This is a genomic window from Streptomyces spiroverticillatus (genome assembly GCA_014650415.1).
Taxonomy (GTDB): Bacteria; Actinomycetota; Actinomycetes; order Streptomycetales; family Streptomycetaceae; genus Streptomyces; species Streptomyces spiroverticillatus.
This window is the reverse complement of the sequence record BMUX01000007.1, coordinates 274188-288920: the sequence shown is the minus strand read 5'-3', so window position 1 is coordinate 288920 and position 14733 is coordinate 274188. Positions and strand designations below refer to the sequence as shown.

Sequence of the window (14733 nt, the reverse complement as noted above, 5' to 3'; positions counted from 1 at the left end):
TTACGGGGTTACCCGTTGGCTTGCCGGCTCACCAGTCCGCCACCATGTAGTCCTTGAGGAAGACCCCCGACACCGGCTCCCCCGCCTCGCCGCGCACGATCGGGTCGTACACACGGGCCGCCCCGTCGACGATGTCCAGCGGGGTGCGGAAGCCCCGGGCCGCGCTGCGCGCCTTGACCGGTGCCGGGTTCTCGTCGGTGATCCACCCCGTGTCGACGCTGCACATGTGCACGCCCTGCGCGGCCAGTTCCTCCGCGCTGGTGCGGGTGAGCATGTTGAGGGCGGCCTTGGCCATGTTGGTGTGCGGGTGGCCGCCGGTCTTCTTGCGTACGGCGAACCGCCCTTCCACGGCAGTCACGTTGACGACGTACCGGCGCGGCTGCGGCGACGCCAGCAGGAGCGGCAGCAGCCGGTCGCAGAGCAGGGCGGGCGCGAGGGCGTTGACGAGCTGGGTCTCCAGGAGTTCGGCGGGGTCCAGGCCGCCGAGCCGGGCGGACCAGGAGTTCGCGGGCGCCGGGTCGGGCAGCAGCCCGGCCTCGTCCGGCTCCGTCGGCAGTACGAGGGCCAACGCGCCCCGTGCGGGGGAGAGTTCGGCCGCCATCGGGGCGAAGCCGGGGGCGTGCAGGGTCTGCCCGGCGGGCAGTGTGCCGCGTTCGCCCTCGACGAGCGGGGCGTACGAGGAGGGCGGGCGGCGGACGGTCTGGGCGGCGTTGTTGACGAGGATGTCCAGCGGCTCGCCCCGCTCCTTCAACTGCTCGCACAGTCCCAGGACTTGGCGCGGGTCACGCAGGTCGACGGCGGCGACGGTGAGCCGGTCGAGCCACTCGCCACTCCCCTCCACAGCCCGGAACCGGCACCAAGTGTCGTACGGGAAACGGGAGGTGACGATCAGTTCGGCCCCGTCGCGGAGCATCATCAGGGCGAGCTGAAAGCCGATCTTGACCCGTCCGCCGGTGAGCAGGACGCGGCGCCCGGAGAGGTCGGTGGACAGGGATCGGCGGGTGGCGTTGTCGGCGGCGCAGTCCGGGCAGAGCGCGTGGTAGAAAGCGTCGACCTGCCGGTAGGACTGCTTGCAGACGTAGCAGCGTCGCGGCCGCACGAAGTCGCCCGGCGAGGCCTTCTCGGGCAGGGCCAGCGGCGCGTCCTCGCGGCGGTCGGTGGCGCCGGTCACGGCCTGCGCGATCACGGCCGCGTCGGCCTGCCGGGCCAGCTCCTTGCGCGCCTTGCGCCGGCGGTGCCGCCCCTCACGTACGAACGTCCCGGCGACGCGCTCGGTGCGCAGCCGGACGGGGTGGTCGACGGGAAGGGCCCGCAGCCGGGCGATCGTCCGGTCGAAGGCGGCGATCTCGGCGTCGGACAGCACGAGCGCCCCTTCGGACAGCGCCACTGCCCCCTCGGGCGGCACCAACGCCCCCTCGGACAGCGCCAGCGCCCCCTCGGACGACACCAATGCCCCCTCGGACGGCTCCGTCGGCTCGTCACCGTGCATGTGCATGCCTACCCCCGTACCTGTCCCGCTCCCCCGTGCGTGCTTTCTCCCCGCATGGTGCCCGGACGACGTGCACGAGTCATCCGAGTTACCCCGCGAGCCGCACGGTCGCGTGGGGCGGCGGTCCCGGCCGGATTCGAACCGGCGTGTCTCGGCCGAGGGCCGAGCGCGCCTGCCTCTGCGCTACGGGACCGCCGGGTCTTCCCGGACGGCCGGATTCGAACCGGCGTCTCTCACCTGGCAGATGAGTGCGCCTGCCTCTGCGCTACGTTTCCGGGGGACCGGGAGCGATCCTAGCGGGCGTCCTCGCGCAGCAGTTCGGCGGCCTTCTCCGCTATGGCGACCGTGGGGGCGTGCGTGTGTCCGCGGGTGATCTGCGGCATCACGGACGCGTCGACGACCCGCAGCCCCTCCACTCCCCTGACCCGCAGCCTCGGGTCGGTGACCGAGCGCGCGTCGCGGCCCATGCGGCAGGTGCCGGTGGGGTGGTAGAGGGTCTCCAGGGAGCCGCGCAGGGCGGCAGCCAGCTCGCTGTCGTCGACGACTCCGGGGTAGAGGCCCAACGGCCCGCTGGTGTAAGGGGCCAGGGCGCGCCCCGCGAAGAGGGATTCCGCGCGCCGCACTCCGGCGACGATCCGGCGCAGGTCAAAGCCGTCGGGGTCGGTGAGGTAGCCGGGTTCGATGCGCGGCGGGGCGTCCGGGTCGGGGCCGGAGAGGGTGAGGCGGCCGGCGCTGGCGGGCTGGAGGAGGACGACGCCGATGGTCAGCCCGTGCTCGGTGGGCGCGGTGAGCCCGTGCCCGACGAACGGCACCGGGGCGAAGATCAACTCCAGGTCGGGGGCGTCGAGTTCCGGCCCGCTGCGCACGAAGGCGACGGCCTCGGCGACGTTGGAGGTGAGCGGCCCGCGCCCGGCGAGGAGGTAACGGGCCAGGTTGGCGGGCGTGTCTGCGCCGGTGAGGGTGATCGGGTCGGGGCAGCGCAGCGTGACGGCGGTGGAGAGGTGGTCCTGGAGGTGGCGGCCCACCTCGGGCGAGGCGACGCGGGGTTCGATGCCGTGGGCGCGCAGTTCGTCGGGGTCGCCGATGCCGGAGTGCATGAGAAGGTACGGGGAGCCGATCGCGCCCGCGCTGAGGACGACCTCGCGGCGGGCGGTAAGCAGCCCCGGCACCCCGTCGGCCTCGACGCCGACGACCCGGTCCGTGCCGGGGGCGAAGCGCAGCCGCCGCACCCGGGTTCCGGTGAAGACGTCGAGGTTGGGGCGGCGGCGGGCGGGCCGCAGATATCCGTCGGCGGCGCTCCAGCGGCTGCCGTGCCGCTGGTTGAGCGGGGTGACGGCGAAGCCGCTGTGGTCGGGGACGTTGAGTTCGGGCAGTTCGCGGAGTCCTTCCTCGCGGCAGGCGTCGAGGAAGGCGGCGGTCAGCGGGCTGGGGCCGCGGGGCGGCGAGACGAAGAGGGGGCCCTCGGTGCCGTACACGGTGTGCGCGGGAGTGGGTCCGGTCCACCGCTCGGCGCGCCGGAAGTACCGTACGAAGTCGTCGTACCCCCACTCGTGGCCGGCCGCCTCGCCCCAGACGTCGTAGTCGTCGCGGTGGCCGCGTACCCACATCATGGCGTTCATCGACGAGCTGCCGCCGAGCATGTGCCCGCGCGGCCAGTACAGCTCCCGCCCGTTCAGGGCCTCTTGCTTGACGGTGTGGAAGTCCCAGTCGTACGGGGTCTTGAACAGCTTGGGGAACGCGGCCGGTATCCGGATCTCCGGCTTGCTGCGGCGGTCCGGGCCGCCGGACTCGATGAGCGCGACGCGCACGGCGGGGTCCTCGGAGAGCCGGGCGGCGAGCACGCAGCCCGCCGATCCGGCGCCGACGACGAGGTAGTCGTAGGTGTGCGTGGTGCCCGACCCCTGCGCGGTGGATGGCTTGCGGCGGCTCAACGCGGCTCCCTGGTACGGCGGTTGCGGACTCGCGGCAGTGCCATGGACTGCCGGTGCCCCAGCATGACCGCCCGCGCGCCGTGTTACCAGTGGGTACTAGCGGGTTTCGCGGGTGCGGCGCAGCGAGTACCGCTCCTTCTCGGAGAGGCCGCCCCAGACGCCGAAGCGCTCGTCGTGGGTGAGGGCGTAGTCCAGGCAGGCGGCGCGCATGTCGCAGGCGGCGCAGAGCTGCTTGGCCTCGCGGGTGGAGCTGCCGGGCTCGGGGAAGAAGAACTCGGGTCCGGTCTGGGCGCACAGGGCGCTCTCCTGCCAGGAGAGCGCGTCGGCGGCGGGGAGGATGGTGTTGATCGGCATGGCGCACACGCTGCCCGTTTCCGATCAACGTTCGATCAACGCCTGATCAACGTCTCGCGCACGGCCCCCATGGCGCCGGGCGCCGCGTGTCGTGGGGGATGCCGCCATGACCGTAACCCGAAAGACCGATGCCGCGTAGGCATCGCAGGCGCGCGCGTGTCCGCGCCCACGCTCCGGCATTCGACGTCCACACGCTGAGCGCCCGAACCCTCGTCGACTGGCACGCCCGCCCGCGCCCCGACATGCACGGGCCGCCCACGGCCCCGTACCACTTCCGCTTCGAGCGCGAGCAGTACCTCTACGTCCTGGAATCGACCCGCGACGACCACACGGGGGAGTGGCCGGTACTGGTGGCACGCCCTGTACGCGCAGGCCGGGCGCGGCGGTGCGTGGGGGGTGGTGGATCTCGCACCGTGAGACGGGTTCGGAGGGGTGGTGTCCTGGGGAGGGAAGGGACGTCCGAGGCCAACTGCCGCGAGGAGCACACCCCATGACCGACTTCGCAGTGATCGGCGGCGGCATTGCCGGGCTGGCGACAGGGCTGTTGCTGGCCCGTCGGGGCCATGCCGTCTCGCTCTTCGAAAAGGACTCGCGTGCCCCCAGCGGCGATCTCGACGCCGACTTCTTCGACTGGCCGCGCTCCAGGACCGTCCCGCAGGCGGTGCAGCCGCACAACCTGCTGGGCGCGGCCCGGTCGGTGCTGATGACGGAACTCCCCGATGTGTACGAGGAGTTGTTGCGTCGGGGTGCGCCCGAGTACAGGGAGTTGAGTGTGTACGGGGAGGGGGTGGAGGCCGCCCCGGGGGACGGGGAGCTGGTGATGCTCCAGCCTCGGCGCATCCTGCTGGAGACCGTCCTGTACGACGCGCTGCGCGCGGAACCGGGGGCGGTACTGCGGTACGGGGAGCCGGTGACGGGGTTGGTCTTCGGCGGCGCGGACCGGAGCGGTGTTCCCCGGGTCACCGGTGTGCGCACGGACACCGGTGACCATCCGGCGGACGTGGTCGTCGACTCGGCGGGACGCCGGGGCGGCATGGCCGGCTGGCTGGCGGAGGCGGGCGGGCGGCCTCCGGTGGTCGAGGTGCATCCCACCGGGATCGTCTACTACTGCCGCTGGTACCGGCTCGGCGAGGGCGAGCCGGCCCGGCCTCCGGTGGTGGAGGGCGGCACGTTCGGAGGGTGCGCGGTGTTCCCGGCGGACAACAGGCTCTTCGGGCTGGGGTTGTTCCTGCACGCGGGCGACCCGACGCGGGCGGCGCTGCGGGACCCGGACGTCTTCGAGGCGGCGGCCCGGACCTTCGCCTCGGGGGCGAAGTGGCTGGCGCTCGACGCCTCGCCGCTCTGCGGGGTCCTTCCGCTGGCCGGGCTGGAGAACCGGTGGACCTCGCTGCTGGACGGCCAAGGGCCGGTCGTCACAGGGCTGTTGAATGTCGGCGACAGCTTCGTCCACACCAACCCGCACATGGCACAGGGCATCTCCCTGGCCCTGTGGTCGGCCCGGTGGCTCGCCGACCGGACCTCCTCCCTGGACCCGGCGAGTGCCGAGTTCACCTCCGCGTACCACGCATGGGCGCTGGAGACGCTCCGCCCCTGGTTCGACGTACAGGTGCAGACGGACGAGGCCATCGGCCGCCGCTACGCGGACCGCATGCCGGGCCCGCCGACCGGCCTCGCCCACGAGCGGGCGGCCATGATGGCGTGCGCCGCCGACGACCCGGTGGTGGGCCGGGCCAGGATGCGGGTCCGCCACTTGCAGGTGCCTCCGGCCGTGGCGTACGGGGACGAGGAGGTCAAGCGGCGCGTGGCGGACTGGCTGGCGGCGAACCCCTCCTGGGAGGCGCGGCCCGAGGGCCCGACCCGGGAGGAGTGGGAGAAGGCGGTCGGGGCGGGGCGCTAGGACCCGGCGGGGGCCGATCCCAGGACCTCGGTGAGGTCGTAGCTCAGGGGTTCCTCCAGTTGGGCATAGGTGCAGCCGGCCGCCTCCCGGTCCGGCCGCCACCGCCGGAACTGCACGGTGTGCCGGAACCGGGTCCCCTGCATGTGGTCGTACGCCACTTCGCAGACCCGGGAGGGGTCGAGGGCGACCCAGGACTGGTCCTTGCCCCCGTTCCACCGGTTCTGGCTGCCCGGCAGCCGGTTCGCCTCGTGCGCGGACTGGTCCTCCCAGGCCGCCCAGGGGTGTGCCGCGCCCGGTGCGAGGCGCAGCGGCTCCAGCTCCTCGACCAGTTCCGCCCGCCGTTTCGCGGTGAACGCCGACGCCGCTCCCACGTGCTGGAGCACGCCCCCGTCGTCGTACAGCCCCAGCAGCAGTGAGCCCACGCCCAGGCCCGGGGTCTTGTGCAGCCGGTAGCCCGCGACCACGCAGTCAGCCGTCCGCTCGTGCTTGATCTTGTACATGAGCCGTGCGTCCGGCCGGTACGGCAGAGTGAGCGGCTTCGCCATGACGCCGTCCAGCCCCGCCCCCTCGAACCGCTCGAACCACACCCGCGCGGTCTCGATGTCGGTCGTCGCGGGCGCCAGGTGCACCGGCGGCGCCGCCCCCTCCAGCACCTCGGCCAGTGCCTTGCGCCGCTGCTCCAGGGGTACGTCGAAGAGCGCCAGGTCCTCCAGGGCGAGCAGGTCGAAGGCGACGAAGCTCGCGGGGGTGGTTTCGGCCAGCAGGGTGATGCGGGAGTCGGCGGGGTGGATGCGGTCGGAGAGCCGCTCGAAGTCGAGCCGCCCGTCCTGGGCAATGACGATCTCCCCGTCCACGACGCACCGCGCGGGAAGGTTGGCCAGCAGGGCCGGTACCAGCTCCGGGAAATAGCGGGTCAGGGGCTTGCCCGTACGACTGCCGATGACCAGCGCGTCGCCGTCGCGGTGCACGATCGCCCGGAAGCCGTCCCACTTGGCCTCGTACTGCATGCCGGGCGGGATCTTCTTGACCGCCTTGGCCAGCATCGGCTTGACCGGCGGCATGACCGGCAGGTTCATTCCGGTCGCCTTGTTCGTCCCGCGAGCGGGACCGGAGGCATTGGCGGCGTTGGTGGCTTTGGCACCCATACACCCGACCCTGCACGAAACTCCGATATGCGGCATATGTAGGCTCGGCCTACCGTGGCGCACATGGGCAAAGCGGGCGAAGCGATCGAGCTGGATGCGGGAGGGCGGACCGTGCGGCTGTCCAGCCCCGACAAGGTCTACTTCCCCGCGCGCGGGTTCACGAAGGCGGACGTGGCCCGCTACTACCTGGCCGTCGCCCCGGGAATCCTGCGCGCGCTGCGCGAGCGCCCCACCACCCTGGAGCGCTTCCCGGACGGCGTCGACGGCGAGTCCTTCTACCAGAAGCGCGCCCCCAAGAACGTGCCGGACTGGCTGCCCACCGCCACCATCACCTTCCCCAGCGGCCGCACCGCCGACGAGATCTGCCCGACCGAGGCGGCCGCCGTGCTGTGGGCGGCGAATCTGGGCACCCTGACCTTCCACCCCTGGCCGGTGCGCCGTACGCACGTCGACCACCCCGACGAGCTGCGCATCGACCTGGACCCGCAGCCGGGCACCGACTTCGCCGACGCGGTACGGGCCGCGCACGAGCTGCGTGCGGTGCTGGGCGAGCACGGGCTGCGCGGCTGGCCGAAGACGTCGGGCGGGCGGGGCCTGCACGTGTTCGTGCCCATCGAGCCGCGCTGGGACTTCACGAAGGTACGGCGCGCCGCCATCGCGGTGGGCCGCGAGCTGGAGCGGCGCATGCCGGACCGGGTGACCACGGCCTGGTGGAAGGAAGAACGCGGGACGCGGATCTTCGTCGACTTCAACCAGACCGCCCGCGACCGCACCATGGCCTGCGCCTACTCGATCCGCCCGAAGCCGCACGCCCCGGTGTCCGCGCCGTTGCGCTGGGCGGAGCTGGACGAGGTGCGACCGGAGGACTTCGACCTGGCCACGATGCCCGCCCGGTTCGCCGAACTGGGCGATGTGCACGCGGACTTGGACGACCACGCGTTCGCCCTCGACTCCCTCCTGGAGCTGGCGGACCGCGATGAACAGGACCGGGGCCTCGGCGATCTGCCGTACCCGCCGGACTACCCGAAGATGCCGGGCGAACCGAAACGGGTCGCACCCAGCCGCGCCAAGCACGACACGCAGGAACAGGGAGAGGGATGAGCAGCGAGATACCCGGGACGGAACAGGAACGGGCCACCGGGCCGACGCACGAGCGGCACGGCGCGCACGGACGGGTGCGTACGGGGGCGGAGCGGTGGGAGGCCTTCAAGAAGAGCCCGTTCCTGCCCGCGACGGTACTGGTGTTCATCCTGGCCGCGGCCGCCGGCCTCTTCGCCGGCTCGTACACGTACACCATGGCCAACCCGACCCCCCACCACATTCCGGCGGCGGTCGTCGGCGATCCCGCGACCCCGCAGCTGAAGGCGTTCGTGGCGGGCCTGGACAAGGCGCTGCCCGGCTCGCTGAAGGTGACGTCGTACGCGACGGACGCGGCGGCCCGGGAGGCGGTGGAGGAGCAGCGCGAGTTCGCGGTGCTGCGGGCCGACGGGCGCAAGGTCGAACTCGACGTGTCGGGTGCGTCGGGCGCTTCGGTGGCGCAGCTGCTCGGGGAGGCCGGGGCGAAGGTCGGGACGGCGGCCGGGGTGGACGTCGAGGTGAAGGACGTGAAGCCCTTGCAGCAGGGCGACCCGCGGGGTCTCGCCCTCTTCTACATCTCCCTCGCCGCCGTCATCATCGGCTTCGTCGGAGCCATCCAACTCAGCGTCCACGCACGCGGGTTGAACCCCGCCGAACGCATCGGCTTCCACGTCGCGTACTCCCTCCTCGGGGCCTTCGTGATCGCGGCGGTGGTGGACTGGCTGCTGGGGGCGCTGGACCTGCCCTTCGTCCAGTCCTGGCTGATCCTGGCGCTGACGATGTTCACGTCGGGGATGGTCTTCACGATGTTCAACACGCTGATGGGCCGGTGGGCGATGCTGCCGACGTGGGGCCTGATGGTCCTCCTGGGCAATCCGTCCTCGGGCGGGGCGGTGTCGTGGCCGCTGCTGCCGTCCGTACTCGGGCACATCGGGCGCTGGCTGCCGCCGGGGGCCTCGGTGAACGCGCAGCACACGGCGGTCTACTTCCAGGGCCACCAGCACGTGCTGCCCTATCTCGTGCTGGCCGCCTGGGCGCTCCTCTCCTGCACGGTCTTCTGGGTCTGGCGGCACAAGCATCCGGGCGGGCGGGAACGGGCCGCGGCCCACGCTGGCTGAGCCTTGAGGCGCGCCCCGCGAGGGGCGCGCCCCCAGGACTACTCCAGGTGGAGCGTGCAGGAGGCGGTCGCCCGGGAGCTCGTGCCCACGAAGAAGTCGAGGCGGCCCGGTTCCACCACGAAGCGCCCGTCCACCGCATTGGTCCAGAAGCCGAAGTCCTCCGCCCCCAGCGAGAAGCGCACGACCGTCGACTCCCCCGCCCCCAGCGTGACCCGCTCGAAGCCCCGCAGCCGCCGCACCGGCTGCACCAGCGACGCCACCGGGTCGTGGACGTACAGCTGCACGACCTCGTCCCCCGCCACCTCCCCCGTGTTCCGCACGGAGACCTCCACCTCGATCCGCTCGCCCCGCTTCAGCTCGGCCACCGCGATGCGTTCCACGCTCGCCCGCGGTTCGCCGAGCTCGAAGGTCGTGTAGCTCAGCCCGTATCCGAAGGGGTACTGCGGGGTGCGGTCCACGTCCAGGTAGCCGGTGATGAAGGTGTTGCCGGGGTTCTCCGGGTCGTACGGCCGCCCGGTGTTCTCGTGGTTGTAGTGGACGGGGATCTGCCCCACATTGCGCGGGAAGGACGCGGGCAGCTTGCCGCCCGGGTTGACCTTTCCGTACAGCACGTCGGCGATCGCGTTGCCGCCCTCGATTCCCGGGTGCCACGCCTCCAGCACCGCGGACGCGGACTCCACCCAGTTGCCGATCGTCAGCGGACGGCCGTTGAGCAGGACGACGACGAAGGGGATCCCGGTGGCCGCGACCGCCGCGATCAGCTCCTCCTGGTCACCGGGGAGCCCGAGGTCGCTGCGGGACGCCGCCTCGCCGCTCAGCTTCGCGCCCTCCCCGACCACGACGACGACCACGTCGGCGGCCTTCGTCGCGCCGACTCCGTACGTCACCTTCGCCCCGCGTCCGGCGACGTTCCGGATGCCGTGCAGGACCGTCACCGGCGGGAACTTCTCCCCGCCGGGTCCCGCCCAAGTACCGTGCAGATCACGGGAGTCGGCGTACGGGCCGACCACCGCCACCGCCTTCCCCGGCGCGAGGGGCAGCACCCCGCCCTCGTTCTTGAGCAGCACCATCGAGCGTGCGGCGACCTCGCGGGCGGCCTGGCGCGCCTCGGGCGTCGGCCCGGGGACGGCCTCGGACTCGTCCACGTACGGGTTCTCAAACAGCCCCAGCGCGTACTTCAGGCGCAGCACGCGTGCCACGGCGTCGTCGAGGCGCTCCTCCTTGATGCGCCCCGCGGCGAGCAACTCCTCCCCATGGTCGGCGAGATGGGTGCTGACCATCTCCATGTCGACACCCGCATGGAGCGCGATGCGGCCCGCGTCGGCGCCGTCGGCGGCGAAGCCGTGCGGCAGCAGTTCGCCCACGCCGTTCCAGTCGCTGACCACGACGCCGTCGAACTCCCAGTCCTCCTTGAGGATTTCGGTGAGGGTGTGGGAGTTGGCGTGCGCGGGGATGCCGCTGAGGGTGTTGAACGAGGCCATGACGGTGGCGCAGCCCGCGTCGAGTGCGGCCTTGAAGGGCGGCAGGTAGAGGTTGCGCAGCCGGGACTCGGAGACGTCCACGGTGTTGTAGTCGCGGCCACCCTCGGCCCCTCCGTACGCCACGAAGTGCTTGGCGCAGGCGGCGACGCGGTCCTTGGCCTTGAGGTCGGTGCCCTGGTAGCCGCGCGTCTTGGCGGCCGCGAACGCCGCCGTCAGGTACGGGTCCTCGCCGCAGCTCTCGGCGATGCGGCCCCAGCGGGGTTCGTGGGTGACGTCCATCATCGGGGAGAACGTCCAGTGGATGCCCTGGGAGCGGGCCTCCTTCGCCGAGACCTCGCCGTCGACGCGCGCGGTCTCCGGGTCGAAGCTGGCGGCCTGGGCGAGGGGGATCGGGAAGGTGGTCCAGAAGCCGTGGATGACGTCGAGGCCGAAGACCAGCGGGATGCCGAGGCGGGACTCCTCGACGGCGATGCGCTGGAGGGCGTTGCTGTGCCGGGCGCCGAGGATGTTGAGTACGGATCCCAACTCCCCCTTTTTGGCGGCTCGTTCGGCGGCTGCGGTCTGGCTGCCGCCGGGGCCGGTGGCGCCGGTCCAGGAGAGCTGCTGGAGCTGGCCGAGCTTCTCGGCGACGGTCATGCGTCCGACCAGGGCCCGGATCTCCTCCTCGCGCCCGCCCGCCGCTGCGGTTCCCGTCGTCCCGTCCGCCGCCGCGTCCGTCGCCACCGCACCGGCGGCGGTGCCACTGCCGGTCATCGCCGCGAGGAAGGTACGCCGTCCCACGCCACCGTCACCCATGTGTTCACCTTTTGAAAGTGTCGAGCCCGTTGTTTGCCACTCAGGCTCCAGGTAATCACTTCAGGGGCTGATACGGGAGGGGTCGGTGAGCGACAAGTGATCACGTTCCGCCCGCTTGGCCCATCCGGTGGGGCTGCCGCTCAGACGTGGGCGAGCAGGCCGCCCAGCGGGCGGGGCACGTGGTCCAGGTCGAGGGCGTCGACCATGGCCCGCGCGTAGCTCTCCTTGCGCCCGGAGGTGGTGCCGATGAACCTGCGGAGCTGCTGGCGGGTGGTGCGGGGTCGCTGCGCGGGCTGGTTGCGGAACGTACGCAAGGACCTCAAGTCCCCCTGCTCGGAGGCGACTTGCTCCACCCCGCCGAATCCGATGGCGCGGATCAGCTCGTCCTCCAGGTCGGCGTCGCAGACGTAGAAGCCGAGGCGTTCCAGCTCTTCGTACGTTGCCGGGCTGCCCAGTCCGGCCCGCTCCAGGGCGCGCCGGAAGTAGCCGGCCTCGGCGGCGTCGCACAGGCCGCTCAGTCGCAGGCCGAGGCCCTGCGGGCCGAGCAGTGCGAGGAACCGGCCGATGCTGGTGGCGCCGCCCATGGGCAGGACGCACACCCCTTCGGCGTCGAGGTCGCGCCCCCGCCGCACGGCGAGCGCCTCCAGTGCGGCGCGGTCGCTGACGCCTTCCACGAGGACGACGGTCCGGGGTCCGTGCGTACGGGCGAGTTCCGCCGCGGTCTCCCCGGCCGCGTCCGCTTCCGCACCTCCGGCGGCCCAGGCGACGGCGGCCGCCCGGAACCGGTCCGAGACGTGCGGCTGCGGCCTGCTGTCCAGCTGGTTCTCGTCCACCGCTTCAGTGTCGCAGGCACGTCAAAGGGATTACGGGGGCGAGGGGTTGCGGCTCCCTGGCCCCTCGGCCCTCGCCCCTCGGCCCTCAGGTCTGCGGCCCGACCAGCCCCGTGTCGTACGCGATGATCACGAGCTGGATCCGGTCACGGGCGGCCAGTTTGGTGAAGAGGCGGGCGACGTGGGCCTTCACGGTGGCGACGCTGATGAAGAGTTCGGCGGCGATCTCGCTGTTGGACAGCCCGCGCCCGACCAGCAGCAGCACCTCCCGCTCGCGGCCGGTGATGCCCGCCACCTCACGGGCGACGGGGGCCTGCGCGGGGGCGGGGCGGGCCGCGAACTCCGCGATCAGCCGGCGCGTGACGCTCGGCGCGATGAGGGCGTCGCCCGCCGCGACCACGCGGATCGCGGTGAGGATCTCCTCCAGCGCCATGTCCTTGACGACGAACCCGCTGGCCCCGGCGCGCAGCGAGCCGTGGACGTACGCGTCGTCGTCGAAGGTGGTGAGCATCAGGACACGTACGGCGGGGTGCGCGGCGGTGATCCGGTGGGTGGCCTCGATGCCGTCGACGCCGGGCATGCGGATGTCCATGACGACGACGTCCGGGCGGAGGTCGTCGACGAGCGCGACCGCCTGCTCCCCGTCGGGGGCCTCGCCGACGACCACGAGGTCGGGCGTGTCGGCCATGAGGACGCGCAGTCCGGCCCGTACGAGGGGCTGGTCGTCGGCAAGCAGTACCCGCACGCTCATCTCTCGTCCCCTTCGCCCGCGCGGCCGGTCTGCCCGCCGCGAGAACCGCCCCGATCTGCCGCACCCGGTATCGGCAGCCGGGCCGCCACCCGGAAGCCGCCGTCCTCGCGCGGGCCGGCGGTGAACTCGCCGTGCAGCAGGGCCGTGCGTTCGCGCATGCCGATCAGGCCGTAGCCGATCCCCTGCGGGCGGCTGCCGCCGCTGCCGCCGTCAACGACCTCGATACGGAGTTCCTCGGCCCGCTGATCGACCGTTACCCGGCACGCGCCGGCACCCGCGTGCCGTACGACATTGGTGACCGCCTCCTGGACGATCCGGTACGCGGAGAGGTCCAGGTCCGCCGGGAGCGGGCGGGGCTCCCCGGTGCGGCGGAGGTCCACCCGTACCCCTGCTGCCGCGGTGGTCTCCACCAGGCGGTCGAGGTCGGCGAGGCCGGGGGCGGGGTCGAGCTCGGGCCCGCCCGGCTCGGCCCGGCGGAGTGCGCCGAGCATGCGGCGCAGGCCGGAGAGGGTGTCGCGGCTGGTGGTCTCGATGGCGCTGAGGGCGTTGCGGGCCTCGTGCGGCTGGGTGTCGATGACGCGGCTGCCGACGCCCGCCTGGATGGCGATGATGCCGATGCTGTGCGCCACCATGTCGTGCAACTCCCTTGCGATGCGCAGGCGTTCGGCGGTGACGGCCTGCGCGGCGGCCTGTGCGCTGAGGGCTGCGGCGTGCTGTCGACGCTCGCGGGCCGAGTGCCCGGCGCCCCAGGCGACGATCAGGACGAGGAGAAAGAAGACCAGCGTGGAGACGTAGACGTTGTTCCCGGAGGTGAAGTACGGAGCCGCTGCGGCCAGCGCCGCGAACACGGCGGCGGCCGCCCCGACGGACCAGCGCAGCCCGCGCGTGGCCGCGACGATCGCCACGGCGAACGCGCCGGACGCGACGAGCGAGTACCCGGCCCACTCCGCCCCCACCTGCACGGGGGCGATCGGATACCCCCTCGGGAACTCCACCCATCGGTGCGGAACGGTGGTCCCGCCGGCGAACGTGCCGACGACCACGGACACCAGCGCGGGCAACGGCCTGTACCGCAGCAGCCCGAGCGGCAGCACGCCGATCAGGATCGGCAGGAGCACCTGGAGGGCGGTCGTGTACGCGCGACTCTCGTGCACGGCGAAGTAGAGAACCACGGGGTAGCCGAGCGCTCCGGCCCAGGCGAGGAGACGGCGGGCGCGGCCCGACGGGGTGGGGCCCGCAGGGGAGCGGGGCGACGGAGTGGTGCCCGCAGGGGTGCGGGCACCACCGACAACGCCTCTGCGGGCGCGGGCCGCACGGGTACGGAACGTACCGGCGTGTACCGCACCGGCAACATCCGTACGGGCGCCGACCGCACGGCCACGGACCCTACGGGCTCGTACCGCACCAGCAACGCCTGCACCGGCACGGGCCGCACGACCTCGGAACATAGGGCCTCGGAACGTACGGGCGCCTTCTGCACCGGCAACATCCTCACCAGCACGTGCCGTGCTGGCCTCAGCCGCCACAGAGGACGCAGGCGCACCGGAGTTGCCGGGGCCCGTGCCCGCCCCGACGGCGACCCCCGCCCCGGCACCGGATCCGTCCCGCAACGTGCCTCCGGCACGCGGAGCGGGCCCGGCCCCGGAGACGGCCTCGCCCTCGGCCCTCCGGCCAGCCCCGGCGGCCAAGCCACCCGCAGCGGAGTCCGGGCCCGAGCCACCGGAACTGCCCGTGTCGCCCGGGACCGGGACCGGGGCCGGGGCCAGGACCGGGGCCAGGCCCGAGACGCCCGAACCACCCGGGCCGGAACCGTCCGAGCCCGGGCCATCCGCCCCTCCGGCCCGGCGCCCCATCCGCCCACCGCC

General features: G+C 72.8%; 11 protein-coding genes and 2 tRNA genes. 3 read left to right on the top strand and 10 right to left on the bottom strand.

The features are described 5' to 3' along the window. Positions 1-28: 28 nt before the first annotated feature. From IE269_RS20655 to IE269_RS20635, 5 genes are all read right to left on the bottom strand, one after another. Entirely contained in the window at positions 29-1495 is a 1467-nt protein-coding gene (locus IE269_RS20655; RefSeq protein WP_229897980.1) for an SDR family NAD(P)-dependent oxidoreductase, read from the bottom strand. Positions 1496-1610: 115 nt separating this feature from the next. Next, positions 1611-1682: transfer RNA gene (locus IE269_RS20650), tRNA-Glu, on the bottom strand. Between the two features lie 9 nt (positions 1683-1691). After that, positions 1692-1767: transfer RNA gene (locus IE269_RS20645), tRNA-Gly, on the bottom strand. A 15-nt stretch (positions 1768-1782) separates the two neighbouring features. Beyond that, entirely contained in the window at positions 1783-3420 is a 1638-nt protein-coding gene (locus tag IE269_RS20640; RefSeq protein WP_189824516.1) for a GMC family oxidoreductase, read from the bottom strand. A gap of 96 nt (positions 3421-3516) precedes the next feature. Next, positions 3517-3774, bottom strand: coding sequence for a WhiB family transcriptional regulator (locus IE269_RS20635; RefSeq protein ID WP_189824515.1), 258 nt, complete (start codon positions 3772-3774; stop codon positions 3517-3519). Positions 3775-4264: 490 nt separating this feature from the next. Here IE269_RS20635 and IE269_RS20630 point away from each other — a divergent pair, with 490 nt between their 5' ends. Then, positions 4265-5671, top strand: coding sequence for an FAD-dependent oxidoreductase (locus tag IE269_RS20630; RefSeq protein WP_189824514.1), 1407 nt, complete (start codon positions 4265-4267; stop codon positions 5669-5671). Here IE269_RS20630 and IE269_RS20625 read toward each other — a convergent pair. Then, complete coding sequence (locus tag IE269_RS20625) at positions 5668-6747, bottom strand: ATP-dependent DNA ligase (protein WP_189824712.1); 1080 nt, start codon at positions 6745-6747, stop codon at positions 5668-5670. The genes IE269_RS20630 and IE269_RS20625 overlap by 4 nt on opposite strands. 132 nt (positions 6748-6879) lie before the next feature. Between IE269_RS20625 and ligD the strand changes: the two genes are divergently transcribed. Continuing rightward, the gene (gene ligD, locus IE269_RS20620) at positions 6880-7917 is read left to right on the top strand and encodes a non-homologous end-joining DNA ligase (RefSeq protein WP_189824513.1); all 1038 of its coding nucleotides are present in this window, start codon (positions 6880-6882) and stop codon (positions 7915-7917) included. Then, complete coding sequence (locus IE269_RS20615) at positions 7914-9011, top strand: DUF3533 domain-containing protein (RefSeq protein ID WP_189824512.1); 1098 nt, start codon at positions 7914-7916, stop codon at positions 9009-9011. Before ligD ends, IE269_RS20615 begins: the two co-directional genes overlap by 4 nt. A 38-nt stretch (positions 9012-9049) precedes the next feature. Here the strand turns inward: IE269_RS20615 and IE269_RS20610 are convergent, their stop codons facing one another. The 4 genes from IE269_RS20610 to IE269_RS20595 all read right to left on the bottom strand — a co-directional run bounded on the left by IE269_RS20610 (position 9050) and on the right by IE269_RS20595 (position 14022). Then, on the bottom strand, positions 9050-11128 hold the full coding sequence (locus IE269_RS20610) for a glycoside hydrolase family 3 N-terminal domain-containing protein (RefSeq protein WP_229898032.1): 2079 nt from the start codon (positions 11126-11128) through the stop codon (positions 9050-9052). 299 nt (positions 11129-11427) lie between these two features. Next, positions 11428-12120 (bottom strand): ATP-dependent endonuclease, encoded by a 693-nt coding sequence (locus IE269_RS20605; RefSeq protein WP_229897982.1) that lies wholly within the window; start codon positions 12118-12120, stop codon positions 11428-11430. A gap of 85 nt (positions 12121-12205) precedes the next feature. Then, a complete protein-coding gene (locus IE269_RS20600) occupies positions 12206-12868 on the bottom strand; it encodes a response regulator transcription factor (RefSeq protein WP_189824510.1) in 663 nt (220 codons plus the stop codon). Next, positions 12865-14022 (bottom strand): sensor histidine kinase, encoded by a 1158-nt coding sequence (locus tag IE269_RS20595; RefSeq protein ID WP_229897984.1) that lies wholly within the window; start codon positions 14020-14022, stop codon positions 12865-12867. Before IE269_RS20595 ends, IE269_RS20600 begins: the two co-directional genes overlap by 4 nt. Between the last annotated feature and the right edge of the window lie 711 nt (positions 14023-14733).